The organism is Miniphocaeibacter halophilus (assembly GCF_016458825.1).
GTDB lineage: Bacteria > Bacillota > Clostridia > Tissierellales > Peptoniphilaceae > Miniphocaeibacter > Miniphocaeibacter halophilus.
The window spans coordinates 401,544-417,017 of sequence record NZ_CP066744.1; the positions used below are offsets into that span (position 1 = coordinate 401,544).

General features: G+C 28.3%; 14 protein-coding genes. 7 read left to right on the plus strand and 7 right to left on the minus strand.

From position 1 onward, the window contains the following. The first annotated feature begins 10 nt into the window (after positions 1 to 10). Complete coding sequence (locus tag JFY71_RS01905; RefSeq protein ID WP_243661363.1) at positions 11 to 688, plus strand: YjjG family noncanonical pyrimidine nucleotidase; 678 nt, start codon at positions 11 to 13, stop codon at positions 686 to 688. 186 nt (positions 689 to 874) lie between these two features. Further along, on the plus strand, positions 875 to 2,347 hold the full coding sequence (locus tag JFY71_RS01910; RefSeq protein ID WP_420846436.1) for an N-acyl-D-amino-acid deacylase family protein: 1,473 nt from the start codon (positions 875 to 877) through the stop codon (positions 2,345 to 2,347). 1 nt (position 2,348) lies between these two features. Here the strand turns inward: JFY71_RS01910 and JFY71_RS01915 are convergent, their stop codons facing one another. The 4 genes from JFY71_RS01915 to JFY71_RS01930 are packed head-to-tail and all read right to left on the minus strand — an operon-like array spanning position 2,349 to position 6,198. After that, positions 2,349 to 3,512 (minus strand): hypothetical protein, encoded by a 1,164-nt coding sequence (locus tag JFY71_RS01915; protein ID WP_243661365.1) that lies wholly within the window; start codon positions 3,510 to 3,512, stop codon positions 2,349 to 2,351. 10 nt (positions 3,513 to 3,522) lie between these two features. Further along, positions 3,523 to 4,728 (minus strand): hypothetical protein, encoded by a 1,206-nt coding sequence (locus tag JFY71_RS01920; protein ID WP_243661366.1) that lies wholly within the window; start codon positions 4,726 to 4,728, stop codon positions 3,523 to 3,525. 8 nt (positions 4,729 to 4,736) lie between these two features. Then, positions 4,737 to 5,327 (minus strand): hypothetical protein, encoded by a 591-nt coding sequence (locus JFY71_RS01925; RefSeq protein WP_243661367.1) that lies wholly within the window; start codon positions 5,325 to 5,327, stop codon positions 4,737 to 4,739. Further along, complete coding sequence (locus tag JFY71_RS01930; RefSeq protein WP_243661368.1) at positions 5,311 to 6,198, minus strand: ABC transporter ATP-binding protein; 888 nt, start codon at positions 6,196 to 6,198, stop codon at positions 5,311 to 5,313. Before JFY71_RS01930 ends, JFY71_RS01925 begins: the two co-directional genes overlap by 17 nt. A gap of 163 nt (positions 6,199 to 6,361) precedes the next feature. Between JFY71_RS01930 and JFY71_RS01935 the strand changes: the two genes are divergently transcribed. Next, positions 6,362 to 7,759 (plus strand): sensor histidine kinase, encoded by a 1,398-nt coding sequence (locus JFY71_RS01935; protein WP_243661369.1) that lies wholly within the window; start codon positions 6,362 to 6,364, stop codon positions 7,757 to 7,759. A gap of 3 nt (positions 7,760 to 7,762) precedes the next feature. Beyond that, positions 7,763 to 8,488 (plus strand): LytR/AlgR family response regulator transcription factor, encoded by a 726-nt coding sequence (locus JFY71_RS01940; protein WP_243661370.1) that lies wholly within the window; start codon positions 7,763 to 7,765, stop codon positions 8,486 to 8,488. A gap of 71 nt (positions 8,489 to 8,559) precedes the next feature. Here JFY71_RS01940 and JFY71_RS01945 read toward each other — a convergent pair whose 3' ends face one another. The 3 genes from JFY71_RS01945 to JFY71_RS01955 all read right to left on the minus strand — a co-directional run bounded on the left by JFY71_RS01945 (position 8,560) and on the right by JFY71_RS01955 (position 11,947). Beyond that, the gene (locus JFY71_RS01945; protein ID WP_243661371.1) at positions 8,560 to 9,651 is read right to left on the minus strand and encodes an alanine racemase; all 1,092 of its coding nucleotides are present in this window, start codon (positions 9,649 to 9,651) and stop codon (positions 8,560 to 8,562) included. Positions 9,652 to 9,672: 21 nt separating this feature from the next. Then, positions 9,673 to 10,344, minus strand: a complete 672-nt coding sequence (locus tag JFY71_RS01950; RefSeq protein WP_243661372.1) for a helix-turn-helix transcriptional regulator — start codon at positions 10,342 to 10,344, stop codon at positions 9,673 to 9,675. 91 nt (positions 10,345 to 10,435) lie between these two features. After that, the gene (locus JFY71_RS01955; RefSeq protein WP_243661373.1) at positions 10,436 to 11,947 is read right to left on the minus strand and encodes a sodium:solute symporter family protein; all 1,512 of its coding nucleotides are present in this window, start codon (positions 11,945 to 11,947) and stop codon (positions 10,436 to 10,438) included. A gap of 271 nt (positions 11,948 to 12,218) precedes the next feature. On the opposite strand from JFY71_RS01955, the gene JFY71_RS01960 reads away from it, so the two are divergent. From JFY71_RS01960 to JFY71_RS01970, 3 genes are read left to right on the plus strand one after another with little or no spacing between them, the layout of a single operon-like run. Next, complete coding sequence (locus JFY71_RS01960) at positions 12,219 to 13,817, plus strand: N-acyl-D-amino-acid deacylase family protein (RefSeq protein WP_243661374.1); 1,599 nt, start codon at positions 12,219 to 12,221, stop codon at positions 13,815 to 13,817. A 17-nt stretch (positions 13,818 to 13,834) separates the two neighbouring features. Beyond that, the gene (locus JFY71_RS01965) at positions 13,835 to 14,479 is read left to right on the plus strand and encodes a bifunctional 4-hydroxy-2-oxoglutarate aldolase/2-dehydro-3-deoxy-phosphogluconate aldolase (RefSeq protein ID WP_243661375.1); all 645 of its coding nucleotides are present in this window, start codon (positions 13,835 to 13,837) and stop codon (positions 14,477 to 14,479) included. Positions 14,480 to 14,481: 2 nt separating this feature from the next. Next, positions 14,482 to 15,465 (plus strand): 2-dehydro-3-deoxygalactonokinase, encoded by a 984-nt coding sequence (locus JFY71_RS01970; protein WP_243661376.1) that lies wholly within the window; start codon positions 14,482 to 14,484, stop codon positions 15,463 to 15,465. The last annotated feature ends 9 nt before the right edge of the window (positions 15,466 to 15,474 follow it).

Genomic DNA, 15,474 nt, shown 5'->3' on the forward strand with positions numbered 1-15,474 from the left:
AGGTGAGTAAATGTACAAAGCATTATTTTTTGATATTGATGATACTATTTTTGATTTTGAAAAATGTAGCCTTGCAGCTTTTGAAGAAAGTTTTAAAATATGTGATTTGCATTATTCAAAATCCATATATGAACTTTATAGGGAAATTAGCAAGGATTTATGGAAAAAACAAAAAAGTGGAGAAATATCCGTCCAAGATGTTTTAAATACAAGATTTAAAATACTATTTGAAAAATTAAACCTCAATTCATCATACTATAAATTTCAAAAGGTGTTTGAAAAAAATTTAGGAAAACAATTTATTACAGAGCCTAATGTCTATGAGGTAATAAGTTCTCTTTATAAAAAATATAAAATTTATGCTGCTTCAAACGGAATATTAGAAATGCAAATAAACAGACTAAAACATGCAAATTTGTTGGATTATTTTACCGATCTCTTCGTTTCAGATGACATCGGTTACGATAAGCCAAGTGATAATTTTTTTAAAGAATGTTTAAAAAGAAGTAACTTAGAAGCAAGGGAAATTTTATTTATTGGTGACAGTTTACAAGCCGATATAATTGGAGCTAAAAACAATAATATAGACACATGTTGGTATAACATTAATGGATATGAAAAACCTAAAGATTTAGAGGTAAATTATATTATTACAAATTTAATAGTACTTAAGAGTATTTTATTATAATTACCTAAAACTATTTTACTATACTTATTTAAACAAAATAGGAGTGATATTATTTTACAATTAATTATTAAAAACGCATATATTGTTGATGGTACAAATTCTCCCGGCTATATTGGAGATATTTGTGTAGATAATGGAAAAATTGTAAAAATCGGGAAGAATATTAATGAAAAAGCAAAAACTATAATAGATGCAAAGGAAAAAATAGTTACTCCCGGATTTATAGATGTTCATATGCACAGTGATTCTTTTGTTTTCAACAAACACTATGGTGTACCACAAATTAGAGAAGGAGTTACTAGCTCCTTAAACGGAAACTGTGGTTTAAGTATAGTTCCCTTACCTAAAAACAAAAAGAATATGATTTTAAATACTCTAAGACCTGTTGTTGGAAGACTTCCTAAAGACAAGGAATTTGAAAGTTTTCCTGAATACTTGAAACTCTTAGAAAAAAATAAACATCCTATTAATTTTGGAATGAATATAGGAAACGGAACTTTAAGAATGGCAGTAAAGGGTTTTGACAAAGGTAAACTATCAGAAGAGGAAATTCAAAGAATTCATAAATTGCTAATTGAAGCAATTAATTCCGGAGCTTTTGCAGTTTCCCTTGGTTTAGAATATATGCCGGAAAATCTATACTCTACTGAAGAAATTATTGAAGTTTTAATGCCTATAAAAAACACAAATATTCCCCTTGTTACTCATATTCGTGGAGAAGGCAATCTTTTAGTTTCTTCCATTAAAGAGGTTATTTATATAGCCAAAAAATTAAATGTACCTTTGCACATAAGCCATTTAAAATGCATAGGTAAAAAGAATTGGGGACATCTTTTAAATGAGGCTATAAAATTAATAGAAAACGCCCAAAATAACGGTATGAAAATTACTGCCGATGTTTATCCTTGGACTGCCGGCTCTACACAACTGGTTAAATTACTTCCTCCACAATTTTTAGAAGGTGGGGAGGAAGAAACCCTTAAAAGATTAAAAGATCCAAAGCAAAGAGAAATTTGTAAAAACATACTAAGTAAAGACCAAGAGGATTTTGAAAATATTCTTTATTTAATCGGTTGGGAATCAGTAATGATTACTACTGTCGACTTGGAAAAAAACCAAAAATATGTTGGAAAATTAGTTTCTGAAATTGCTAAAGAAGAAAATAAAGATCCTTATGATTTTGCTTTTGATTTACTAATAGAAGAGGATTTAAAGGTTTCCATGGTTAATTTTAGCCTTTGTGAAGATGATGTTGAAAGAATTATTAAATTACCCTTTACTTTTATAATTTCAGATTCAATTTTTCCTAAAGGTGGCCTTATTCACCCTAGACAATATGGCTCCTTTGCAAGATTTTTGGAAATTTATATTAATAAGAAAAAAATTCTTTCATTAGAAGAAGGCATCTATAAAATTACCGGTTTTCCTGCAGAGGTATTTAATATAAGAAATAAGGGAAAAATCAAGGTTGGTTATGATGCCGATTTGGTCATATTCGATTTAGAAAACATAAAAAACAATTCAGATTATATAAACTCAATGGAGTATGCAAGTGGTTTTGATTATGTCTTTGTTGCAGGAGAAATGGCAAATAAAAAAGATAAGTATATAGAAGTTAATGTCGGAAGAATTTTAAGAGGAGAACATAGGCTAAAGTAGCCTATGTTCTTTCTTTTTTCTGTCTAAATACATAGATTAAATAGCTTAAAATAAATAATATAATCGATATTAAAATTGTAACCATAATAGTCCATATAATTGAATTATACCTATTATCAAAAACTTTATAAATATCGTTAGCATTATAGTGCATAGTAAAATCCGTCATTTTAATTGGTAGAAAATTTGCAAAGTAATGGTTTATTTCATAATCTTTAAGCATTTCGAACACAAATAATAACGCCCAAAAAAATACTGTAATTACCCCACCTGTTAAAAGATTTTTAGTTACAGCTGTAACAAATAAAACAAAGCCTACCAAAAATAATAATGCCACTAATCCTAAAGAGATATTTATTAAAAACTGCTGTAAATAATTTATTTTAAATACGGAATATAAGTAAGTCGGATTACTTTGAATTGGCATTGAGAAGCCTTCAAAGCCATAAATAATTCCATTTACTATTAGAAGTATTAAAATTCCCGTAAAATATATGATTAAGGAAATCTTAATAGCCACAATTACCTTAGCTATACTTAGCTCCATATTACCTTTTCTTGTTGCCCTAGATAGTTCATCCATGTTAAATTTATCTATTTTGCCAAATATTTGAAGAATAACTATAGATGAAATTATTATTAATAAAAGAATTAACGTACCTAAATCCCTGTTAATATTTTTCCAGCCTTCAGCATAGTCCATTTGAATGGGCTTTTTTGTTTTATTGGCTTTTTGAAGCAGATATTTTATATCTTTTTTAGAATAATCCTTTTCTGTATCTCCCTCTAAGTTTTTCTTTATATTAATTAATCTTTTATTGTAAAAATCCTTAGCTCTACTTTCTGTAAGCTCAGAATAGGATATTAAGTCATAATTTTTTACTAGTATCTTGTCTATGTTCTTGTAAAATTGTATATTGTCTATATTTTTATCTTTTAGACTTGAAATAAACTCCTTATCTAGAAAGGTATATTTACTTTCTTTCTTACTTCTTCTAAGGTTTTCTTTTGCCGTGTACAAAATTTTATTTCCATAGTCTACTTTATAAGCATTTAATCCCATAAGTCCGGAAATTACAGAAAATAGTGTTATTATTGCAATTATTAAAATAAAGATATTTCTGTTTAAAACCCTTTTTCTTTCAGCTCTTATTAAACTCTTCATTCTTCACCTCTTACAGATAATATCTTTTAAATTTTACTCTGGTTAAAGTATAAAAAACTAAAATATATATAACAGATAAAATAAAAACAATTATAAAGTATGGAATTGCAGTATCACCAATAAAAAAGTAATTACCGGACTTAAGTAAGGCCATTTTATTATTAAAATTTAATGGTAATAATTGTTTAAAGGAATTTTGTGTCTTCATAAAATTATTCATAAAAAACAAAATAACTCCTGTTGTTAAAATTGTAAATTTCATATTTTTACTATAAATTGAAATAACCATAATAAGATTTCCAATAACCAGACCACCTAATAGACCACAAAAAATTACTAACAATATCCCCTGAAATATATTTATATTAAAGGCAGAAGTTTGTTCTAAAATTTGAATTGATGCTCCAAGTCCATGTAAACTTCCTATTAGTCCATGGGTAATAAGAAGTGTTAAAACATAAATCCCATATCCTAAAAGAATAAAAACATTACCTGCAATCCATCTGGAATTTAGGTTTTTCCCCTTTCCCGTTTTAGTAGACAAGGACAACTCATCTACACCGGAGTTTGAATCCTTTGAAAACAAGCTACTTAATCCAAAAACTAAAACTAGGCAAAAAAGAAGATAATCCGTTTTATAATATATTAAAAAGTTTTTTAAACCCTCTGTATATTTTATTGTAATTGGAGTTTTAATATTATTTATTTTATTCTCTACTATTTCCAATTGATTTTTTGTATATTTAAAAAATCCAATTAATTTATTTTCCAATTTCATATTTGTAATAGCTTCCTTTTTAAATTTTTTATAGAAGCTATTAACATCTTTAAGGTTTTCTTTATTAAAATCCAGCTTGCTGTTTTGGCTAATACTTTCATCTATAACTATTGGTAAAATAAAATCCCTTGCTAAAGAATATTTAGTCCACTGGTAGATTTTTCCACTTTCAATAGCTTTTCTTTCCTTACTATTTTGAAAATCTTTAGTAAATCTATTTAAATATTCCTGATTTAATTCTCCCTCGTATTCCTTGGAAACATTTAAGTAAGACCAATAGGCTAATTTCCCCTTAACTGTCTTATATTTATGAACATAGGTTTCTTCCCACTTTCCAAAGGATATAAGTCCATGAAATACAGTTAGTATTATCATGCAAATCATAGCCAAAATAGTTACCTTATTGAATAATTTTTCAAGTTCAAATTTTACCTGCATAATATTTCCTATTCTTTATGATTAATACCATCATGAACAAATTTCCATTGTCCGTCTTTATTTTCCTTTGCAACATAAACAAACTTCCAAGTGTCCCCATCTAAATACTCCATTACTATAATATTTTCATTATCATAACCTTGAAGTTTTCCCTTGTCTTCATCAATATAAACCTTATATACTCTTGGATCTGCTGGTAAATAATACAAATCTTTTGTTTTTTGTTCTAGCTTCTTATCCTCTTCCAAATATCTTCCAACTTCTTCATAAGCCTCTTCTAAATCATCCGGAAGTTTCGGTTCTACCTTTCTCACTTCATCAAAGCCCTTAATATAATCCTCTTCATTTGGCTGTGTATTTATAATTGTTCCATTTACTTCTTTAGTATATTTGTCCTTATCCCTTTCCTTCCTATATTCCCCTATTTGTTTTTCTAAAAGTTCATCATCAGCCTCTATTTTTTCCAATACGCTTTCAACATTTTTTGTTGGCTCCGTTTTATTGTTCATATAATCATCATCGGTTCCCTCTCTATTTCCACAGGCTGTTAATGTTACAACGATACAGGACAAAACTGCCAATTTAATTATTTTTTTCATTTTTCCCTCCTATTTTATTATTGTTATAAACATAGTAATCTTCTAATGTAGGTAAAACTTTTTTATTTTCTATTTCTTCAATTTTTTCACCAACATACCTTATTCTAATTTTTTCATTCTTCCTTTTCATTCTAATAATCGGGTTGTTTTTCTCGATTTCTTTTAGGTAATTTGGTTTTACTTCAGCTTCCCAAACCCTATTATTCATTGTTTCAACCAATGTGTCTATGTCGCCTTTTTCAACGAGTTTTCCCTTTTTCATTACAATTACATCCCTTGAAATAGCCTCAATTTCCGAAACAATATGGGTGGAAATTATAATGATTCTATTTTTCCCCATATCTCCTAAAATATTTAAAAATCTTATTCTTTCTTGAGGGTCTAACCCTGCCGTTGGCTCATCTAAAATAATTATTTTAGGATCATTTATAATAGCTTGGGCAATTCCTATTCTTCTTTTCATACCTCCTGAAAAAGTAACAACTCTTTTATTAGCTACCTCTTTTAAATTTACAAATTCTAAAACTTCATCAATTTTATTTTTTAAGTCTTTTTCATTAATTCCTTTTAAAGAACCCATATATTCTAAAAATCCTCTGGCTGTTAAAGTAGGATATACAAAAAACTCCTGAGGCATATAACCTAATAACGACCTGTATTTATCACCTAAAACCTTAATAGAATTTCCATCAACCTCCACCCTTCCTGAAGATGGTTTTAAAACTGTAGTTAAAATTCTCATTAAAGTAGATTTTCCTGCCCCATTATCTCCTAATAGTCCATAAACTCCATCTTCCAAAGAAAAACTTATATCTTTTAATGCAACTTTTCTTCCAAAGTTTTTTGAAATATTATCTATTTTTAAAATCATACTTACTCCTTCCACAAATCTGTAACTACAATCTTACTGTAATAAAACAAAATAATAATATTTAAATCATAACTGCTTAAGATTAAATAATAGCTGCTTAAAAATTAAAATAAGATACTTCTTTGCTATAATAGTTGTAATAAATAGAAGGCAAGGAATAATAATGAAATTAATTGAAATTTTAAAATGGATTAACAATTTAGACCTACAGACAATTCCTGAAATCTTGTTTTGCTTTTTAGGAATATTAATTTTATCGAAAATTAAATTTAAAAACTTAAAAATAAAATCCTATATTTATGTATTTATTTCTATGTTTTTAATTGTTTTAATAAGACATAGACTTTATACTTTAACAATACCTACAATAGCTCTTTTAACCCTTGTTTTTTCCATGGTATTTATAAAAAACAACTTAATTAAGTCCTTTAATTTAACCGGTATTTTAATACTTGTTATGGTAATACTGGAAAATTTATTGGATATAGTTTTAACAATTTTAAATTATCCACCACCACTGTATAATTTATTAAATGTACTTATGTTTTTAATAGGAGGAACCTTACTATTACTTCTTATTAGTAAAATAGAGATCCCCTATAATAATAAATTTTTAGCAATATTTTTAATAATAGCTACTGTTGTTTATTACCAGCTGGTATATAGGGCTTTAACAACTCCTAACTTTCCTGAAACACCTGTAATTTTAGATTATTATGATTTTGACAAATTAAATCTTAGTGAAAGTGATATTGAAAATATAAAATCCTATTTTCCTGAAGAGTATTTTGACCAAGAGGCTTATGAACATTTTCAAAAAATGTCCTTAATTAAAGACAGCTTAAAGAAAGTATTGTCAGTAATTGTCATGTTTGCCTTTATAGGAATATACCTTCACTTAATAGTAAAATTGGAAAGAGAAAAATTCCTTGACTCCTATTACGATAGCTTAGAAAAAAACTATAATGAAGTTAGAAAGTTTAGACATGATTATAAAAATATACTAATAACCTTAAATGGACTTATAAAACAAAATGACCTAGATGGAATTAAAGATTTTTATTATAGTATCACCGACGAGGACAAGGAAATAATATTTAATAAATCCTTTAATTTAGACAGACTTTCCAATATTCATATTAAATATTTAAAAGGCTTTCTCTTTAATAAAATAAGGGAAGCGGAAGAAAAAAATGTTGATGTTTTTTTAGATATATCTGATTATATTGAAAATATTAATATTAAAAATGTCGATTTAATTCGAATATTGGGAATTATACTGGACAACGCTATTGAAGAAGTGGAAAGCCTTGGACAAGGAAAAGTTAGTGTCGTTTTTCTTACTACAAAAACCTCCAAGATTATTATTGTAGAGAATAACAGTAGAAAAAATATACAGAAATTATTTGAATTAAAAAAGGAAGGTTTTTCCACAAAAGGTAGCAACCGTGGTTTAGGTCTTTCTATTTTAGATGAAATACTTTCAAAATATAAAAACATTACCCATGAAATACAAATAGAAAACAATAAGTTTTTACACAAATTAGAAATAAAGGATTAAAAAATGCAAAAGATTTATATTTGTGAAGATGACATTACTCAACTTCAAGAATTAAAAGAATACATTACAAATTTCACCTTGCTGCAGGGTTATGACATGGCTGTAGATCTAGCTACTACTAATCCGGATGAACTAATAGAGCATATTAGAAAAAACAAAGTACTTGGCGGTATTTATTTTTTAGATATTAACCTACACCATAAATTAACAGGATTTAGTTTAGGAAATAAAATAAAACAAATTGATGAATCTTCAAAAATTATTATCGTAACAGGCTACGAAGAATTTTCCAACTTAACCTTCAAATACAAGGTTGAAGCTATGGACTATATATTAAAATCAAACCCGGTAAATATGAAAAAACGCATAAGTGAATGTTTAAATACAATAGTAGAAAGAGCTGTTGAAAATCCAAATATTAGTAGAAATGTCTTTAAATTTAAAGATGGGGACATAATCAGATTTATTAACTATAAGGACATAATGTTCTTTGAAACCTCAACTACACCCCATAAAATTAAAATCCATCTGGATAATGGAATAATTGAGTTTTATGGGAAGATTAAAGAAATTGTAAATGAAGAACTGGGATTAATTAAATGTCATGAATCCATAGTAGTAAATAAATACAATATATCTGAAATTAACAGAAAAACCAGAACAATAAGAATGAAAAATGGTGAAGAAACAATTTGTTCCACAAGATTAATAAAAAATTTATTGGATTAAGTCTAAATATATATTTAAACTTAATCCAATTTAAGTATAATCAAAAATTAATTTTAAATTATAAAATAAAACTACTGTATTTTACTTTGTGCTTCTATACATATTACTCTTTCCAAAATATCATCTCTCATACAGTATACTTTACCTGCTAAATTAGGGATGACACAAGCATGATTTGGAATAATATTTATTTTATCGCCAATTTCAAAAGATATTGGATTTTCAGATTTTAAATATCCATGCTCTTCATTTAATTTATGAATTATTATTGAAGGATCTTCTTTTATATATCCGTAACCTTCTCTAAATCCAACTAAATCACTACTTAAAGTCTTAGTTCCAGCATCTATAATAGCAGTATTTTCATCCGGTCTGGAAATAACTGTTGCCAAAATAGTTAGAGCACATTTTTCTTCCGGAATTACTCCTGTAGTAAGTTGAGCGCAGTCATTAAAAATATAATTTCCCGCTCTTGCTTCTGTTATTCCCTTAAGTTCTTTTGGAAATCTTACAGAAAATGAACTTCCACCACTTAAAATATCCATTTTAAATCCTATCTCTTCTAAGGATTTTGCTGCAGATACTATTTCTTCAGATTCCCTTTTACTTCTTTCTTCCATGGCTTTAATGTCTTTCAAGCCATAAATATCTCCACCATAATATAGGATTCCTTGCACTTCTATTCCGGCTAAGTCCTTTATATTTTTCCCAAATTCCACAAGTGGTTCTCCTAAAGGAACACCACCTCTAAATATTCCACCATCTACTTCTATTAATACAGGTATTTTTATATTTAACTTTAACCCAAGCTCTGATAGATCATTAGCTCCCTTTATAGAATTTATAACAGTTCTAATAGTAAGTCCTTTTCTTTTTAAAAGTTTTTCATAACCTTCTAGTTTTTCTTCACCTATTACAGGAAAAGCTAATAAAATATCTGATATTCCACCATTGGCCATAACTTCTGCTTCACCTAAAGTCGCTACAGTAATACCTTCTGCTCCTAATTTTTGCTGAAGTTGGGCTAAATAAACAGATTTATGAACTTTAATATGAGGTCTATGTGCTATTCCTTGTTCCTTTAAATTATTAACTATTTCTTTTATGTTTTCTTCAACTTGATTCATGTTTATATGAACTGCTGGTGTGTTTAATTCTGACATATTAATACTCCTTAATCCAATTTATCTACTATAACTTTTATCCTCATCGGTTTCTCTTATTTCATTTAAATACTTATATAATGTATATTTAGATATTTTTAAATAATCACATGCTATATCTCCTGATTTGGAAATTAAGAAAAATCCCTTTTTATCTAAAAAAGTCAAAACTTCTATTTTATCCTCTTTTGACATATCTTCCACAGATTTATTTAATAATGCCTTTGCCTCTTTTATAAAATGTTCTGTTAAATCTTCTACACTGCTGGCAAATACCTCATTGATTTCCTTGTCGGGAGTATACATTGTTATATTTTCTACAGACTTACCTATATTTAAATAATCAGATATATCCGTATTTATACAGAGGGAACCTATTACCTCATTATTGTCATTTCTAAAATAATATGTTGATGAACGTAATACTTTTCCATCCTTGGTTTTTGTAAAATAACAGTAACTATCTCCTGTTTGTTTATTTGTATTTTTTCTAATTACTTCTAGGCCTAAATTAGTTCCACCATCTCCTATTTTTCTTCCTGTTATATGACCATTTTCTATTGCTACAACTGAATTATTATAATCATGATAAACATGATCATGTAAAATCACTTCTGTTTTTGGTCCAAATTGAGATGCTAACATCTTTACCAATCTACTTAAATTATCTATATCATCCATTACACTTTTCATTATATTCTCCTCTATACTATTTAAATTATTATTACTAGTATATTATCATTAACATAATTTTAATAAAAGCGTATATTTATATACGCTTTTATTAAAGTGTTTCTGGATTTCTAGTATCCATTATTTCTTTCATTCTCTCTTCATGAGTTAATATTTTATTTTTAGTAGCTAATGATACGACAACTACCAATACTAAAGATATTATTGTTGCTGGAATTGAAGGTCCTTTAAATGTATTTAAGATAAAGTCATTTACAGCCGGTACTAATAAGAATACTATTCCAAAACCAGTTCCACCAACAACTGCTGCTATTCCTCCCTGCCAAGTAGCTTTTTTCCATAAAGCACCTACAAACATAGCTACTGAAACTCCAGGTATAATTGATCCTATTACATTTGTTATATAGCTCATAACATCATTGGCAAATAATGTTGCAACAAATGCAAGGGCTAAGGTACCAACTGTAGCAACTCTACTCCAAACTGTCATTTTCTTTTCAGAAATATGTTTTCCACCTGTAACTATTGGATAAACATCTGTTAAAAGTATATTTACAGCTGCTATAGCATCTGAATCACCTGATGATAGTGTTGCAGATAAGCCTGAGATCATAAATACTAATCCCAATGCAGGCCCCAATACAGAAGTTGCTATATAGGTAAAGGAGAAGTCCGGATTATTCAATACTTCAGTAGCATTATTTTTTGTAGCAATTACATAAGCTGCCATACCTATTATTGCTGGTAAAAATGAAAATATAAATAATGCAATTCCTGACATACTTAAAGCTTTACATGCGGATTTATCGTCTTTAGATGTGTATATTCTAAGCCTGTAAGTAGGTGTTCCTCCCATTGGTATTGCTATTGAGAATATCAAATTTATTAGCCCCATGACACCTAGTGTCTTTACTCCGTATAAGCTTAAATTACCAGCATTTCCTGTTGCAGTAATAACATCTTTAATATTAGTCCAACCGCCTGCCTTTGATAACGCAACAACTGTAATAGCAACGAAACCCACACAGATTATAATAAACTGTATAAAGTCAGTCCATACAACAGCTAAATAACCTCCAATTAATATATATATACTAAAGCCTAAAACCATTATTAATTTAGCATATACCATATCGATTCCAGTTATAAATGATAAATATGTAGCTCCACCATTCATATGATTTCCAAGCCATACTATTTCTATAATAAACATCATAATGGCCATTACCATTCTCATTTGCTGACTTCCGTTATAATGATACATCGCTTCTTCAGTCATTGTTGTAAAACCTCTAGAGCGTAGTTTCATTTTCTTAGTAAACCATACCAATACAAAAATTCCTAAAGCCGCTCCTAATCCATAAGCTGCTCCTGCCCAACCACTTCTAAATCCATTTGCCGTTGCTCCTATAGAAGAACCTGTACCTATTAAAGTTGCCCCCATAGTACCAAATATTAGAAATATTGGTAAATTTCCTCCACCTGTTAAATAATCGGATCCTGAAGATTTTCCCCTAGATGAATACCAGCCAATAAAAATCATTAACGCCGTGTATATTACAAATCCAATTATAAAAAACGTAGCGTATTTTGTGCCTGCCATTTTAAACCTCCTATTTAAATTTAATAATTTACAAAATATTTTTTTGATATTAAAAATATTAAACCAAAATATTTTTTTGTTATTTTGATTAAATTAATTCTACAACGTTATCATAGCTTTTGTCAAGCTAATTTATGAAAATGTTTCTTTCCTTATTTTTTCAAGCCTTGTTGTGTTTTTTATCTTTTTTTGGTATTATTTAATTATACAAAATATTTTTTTTGATATTTAACTAATTTTTTTTTAGTCAATTTATCAAGGAGTGAAAATCATGATCCAACTTTTAATAAAAAATGGTTTCATAGTAGATGGAACAAACACTAAAGGTTATATAGGAGATATTGCTGTAGATAAGGGGAAAATAATAAAAATAGACAAATCTATTAACGAAGAAGCTGATACTGTAATTGATGCTAGCGGCAAAATCATTTCACCGGGTTTTATAGATGCACATAGACATAGTGATGCCTTTGTTTTTAAGGAAAATTATGGTGAAATACAAATTAGGCAGGGAATTACTACTACAATAAATGGAAATTGTGGCTTAAGTGTTGTTCCTTGTCCAAATGAATGGAAAGATGAGATTTATAGTTATTTAAGTCCTATAATAGGGTCTGTTCCCAAAGATGTAAATTTTGAAACTTTTTCTGAATATTTAAATGAAGTGGAGAAATTGAAACTTCCTATTAATTTCGGCATGCATGTAGGAAATGGTACTTTGAGAATGGCTGTTAACGGATTTAACGATGGTGAATTAACTGATGAGCAATATGAAAAATTACATTTATTCTTAAATGATGCTATTGATTCAGGAGCTTTTGGTGTAACTATGGGAATAGTTTATATGCCTGAAAATATGTATGATTTCGACGGTGTTGTTAAGGCACTAGAACCTATACGCAATAAAAATATACCTTTAGTTACCCATATTAGAGGTGAAGGTGATTTACTTGTACCATCCTTAGAGGAGGTTATTGCTATTGCTAGAGAATTGAACATTCCTCTACATGTAAGTCATTATAAATGTGTTGGTCCACATAACTGGGGACATCTTTTAAAGGATGCCACTGAAGTTATTATGAAGGCACAAAATGAAGGAATGAAAATTACAGCCGATATTTATCCTTGGACTGCAGGTTCTACTCAACTAGTTCAGTTATTACCTCCTGAATTTTTAGAAGGCGGCCATGATAAAACCATAGAAAGATTAAAGGATCCAATAAAAAGAGCTGAATGCAAAAATATATTAGAAAATAAACAAGAATATTTTGAAAATCTACTTTATTCTGTAGGTTGGCATTCAATTATGATTACAACTGTTCAAAAGGAAAAAAATCAAAAATTTGTAGGTAAAAGAGTTAGTGAAATTGCAGAAGAACTTGGGAGAGATCCATACGATGTAGCTTTTGATCTACTTGTAGAAGAGGATTTAAATGTTTCTATGGTGAACTTTATAGTTTCAGATGAAGATATTGAAACTATATTAAAATATCCTTTTACCTCTATCATATCCGATTCTGTATATCCTGATGGAGGTCTACCTCATCCACGACAAATAGGAACTCATGCTAAGATTCTTGAAGAATATGTTAAAGAAAAAAATATATTGTCCTTGGAAGAAGCAATATATAAAATGACATATTTGCCAGCTAAAATCTTTGGAATTGAAAATAAGGGAAGAATTAAAGAAGGATATGATGCAGATTTAGCAATATTCGATTTAAGCAATATTAAAAATCACGCTGATTATGTTAATCCTACTTTTTCGCCAACCGGTTTTGACTATATATTTATATCTGGAGAAATAACAAACAAATCAGATACATTTATAAATACAGGACTTGGAAAAGTTTTAAGACATAAATTATAAAGTTTGGAGACAAGAACATGACAAAAGCTTTTGAAAAAATTTTGAATTCAAAGATAATAGCAATTATTCGAGGAGTAAGTAGTGACGACATTCTACCAGTTGCAAACGCTCTTCTTAAGGGCGGAATTAATTGCCTTGAGGTTACTTTTAATCACAAAGATGATATTGATGGAGTAAATACTTTAAAAAGTATCTCCAAATTAAAAAACAAATATGAAAACGAACTTTTTGTAGGTGCTGGTACAGTCCTTACTGCCAACCAAGTTGACAAGGCTGTAGAAGCAGGAGCTGAGTATATAATATCTCCAAATGTAGATGAAGATGTTATAAAAAGAACCAAGGAATTAAATAAAATCTCCATACCTGGAGCATTGACTCCTTCTGAAGCTATGAATGCATATAACTTCGGAGCAGATATTATAAAAATATTTCCTGCCGGGAATTTCGGTTCTTCTTATTTAAAGTCTATAATGGCTCCTTTAAGCCATTTAAAATTTGCCGCTGTTGGAGCAGTGGATAAAAATAATATTGAGGATTTTAAAAAAATAGGAATAAATATATTTGGACTTGGAAGTAATCTAGTTAATGTTAATGATGTTTTAAATAAAAATTTTGACAACATTACTAAAAAAGCTGAATTATATAAGCAAATTATAGGATAGTTATGGATAAATATATTATTTATTATGATTCAGGAACTACTAATACTAGAATTTACCTACTAAATAGTAATTTAGAATTATTAGATTCAAAAAAATATCCTATCGGTTCCAAGGATTCGGCAGTACACGGGTCAAATGAAATATTAGTAAATAAATTATATGAACTATTATTGGAAATTCTCAATAAAAATAATATTGAATACAAGCAAGTATATGAGATTTATGCATCCGGAATGATTACATCTAAATTTGGATTAAAGGAAATTCCTCATTTAAACACTCCTGTCAGTCTAAAAGATTTTTCCAATGAATTGGAAAGAGTATTTGAAAATAGATTTTTCAAAAAAGATATCTTTTTAATACCTGGAGTGAAAACTAGCAAAGATAGTATAGAATTTACAAATATGATGCGTGGTGAAGAAATGGAAACTATTGGAGTCTTTTCTAATATTCCAAAAAATTTAAAAAACGATAAAATCGCCATAATAATTCCAGGGTCTCATACACAGATAATTCTTGTAGAAAATAATACAATACTAGATATAATTTCAAATTTTACGGGCGAATTATATCATGCTATATTGCAGGATACTATCTTAAGCCCAATTTCAAAAACAGATGATTTTTCACTAGTTGATAAGGCTCTGACTTTAGGTCTTGCTAATTTGAAAAAATTTGGATTTACAAGAGCATTATATATAACACAAATTATGCAAACTTTTAACTATGAGGATTCAAACTACAGATTATCATATTTACAAGGAATAATTAACGGTGGTGTAATACAATCCCTTGAAAAATACTGTAAGTCCTACTGGAAGGATTGTAAAACAGCAATAGTTATAGGAAATTCTAATATACAAAACACTTTTAAAATACTCTTGCAAAATTCAAATTATATAAAAAACACAATTTTTCCTAATGATAATATACCTTTTGCACTAAAAGGATTTAAGTATCTTTATAGGAATATAAAAAATTTATAATAGGAGATA

Bases quoted from the DNA above. Each gene is read 5' to 3' on its own strand.
- JFY71_RS01905 (WP_243661363.1), top strand. From the start codon at position 11: ATGTACAAAGCATTATTTTTTGATATTGATGATACTATTTTTGATTTT.
- JFY71_RS01915 (WP_243661365.1), bottom strand. From the start codon at position 3,512: ATGAAGAGTTTAATAAGAGCTGAAAGAAAAAGGGTTTTAAACAGAAAT.
- JFY71_RS01920 (WP_243661366.1), bottom strand. From the start codon at position 4,728: ATGCAGGTAAAATTTGAACTTGAAAAATTATTCAATAAGGTAACTATT.
- JFY71_RS01925 (WP_243661367.1), bottom strand. From the start codon at position 5,327: ATGAAAAAAATAATTAAATTGGCAGTTTTGTCCTGTATCGTTGTAACA.
- JFY71_RS01930 (WP_243661368.1), bottom strand. From the start codon at position 6,198: ATGATTTTAAAAATAGATAATATTTCAAAAAACTTTGGAAGAAAAGTT.
- JFY71_RS01935 (WP_243661369.1), top strand. From the start codon at position 6,362: ATGAAATTAATTGAAATTTTAAAATGGATTAACAATTTAGACCTACAG.
- JFY71_RS01940 (WP_243661370.1), top strand. From the start codon at position 7,763: ATGCAAAAGATTTATATTTGTGAAGATGACATTACTCAACTTCAAGAA.
- JFY71_RS01945 (WP_243661371.1), bottom strand. From the start codon at position 9,651: ATGTCAGAATTAAACACACCAGCAGTTCATATAAACATGAATCAAGTT.
- JFY71_RS01950 (WP_243661372.1), bottom strand. From the start codon at position 10,344: ATGAAAAGTGTAATGGATGATATAGATAATTTAAGTAGATTGGTAAAG.
- JFY71_RS01955 (WP_243661373.1), bottom strand. From the start codon at position 11,947: ATGGCAGGCACAAAATACGCTACGTTTTTTATAATTGGATTTGTAATA.
- JFY71_RS01960 (WP_243661374.1), top strand. From the start codon at position 12,219: ATGATCCAACTTTTAATAAAAAATGGTTTCATAGTAGATGGAACAAAC.
- JFY71_RS01965 (WP_243661375.1), top strand. From the start codon at position 13,835: ATGACAAAAGCTTTTGAAAAAATTTTGAATTCAAAGATAATAGCAATT.
- JFY71_RS01970 (WP_243661376.1), top strand. From the start codon at position 14,482: ATGGATAAATATATTATTTATTATGATTCAGGAACTACTAATACTAGA.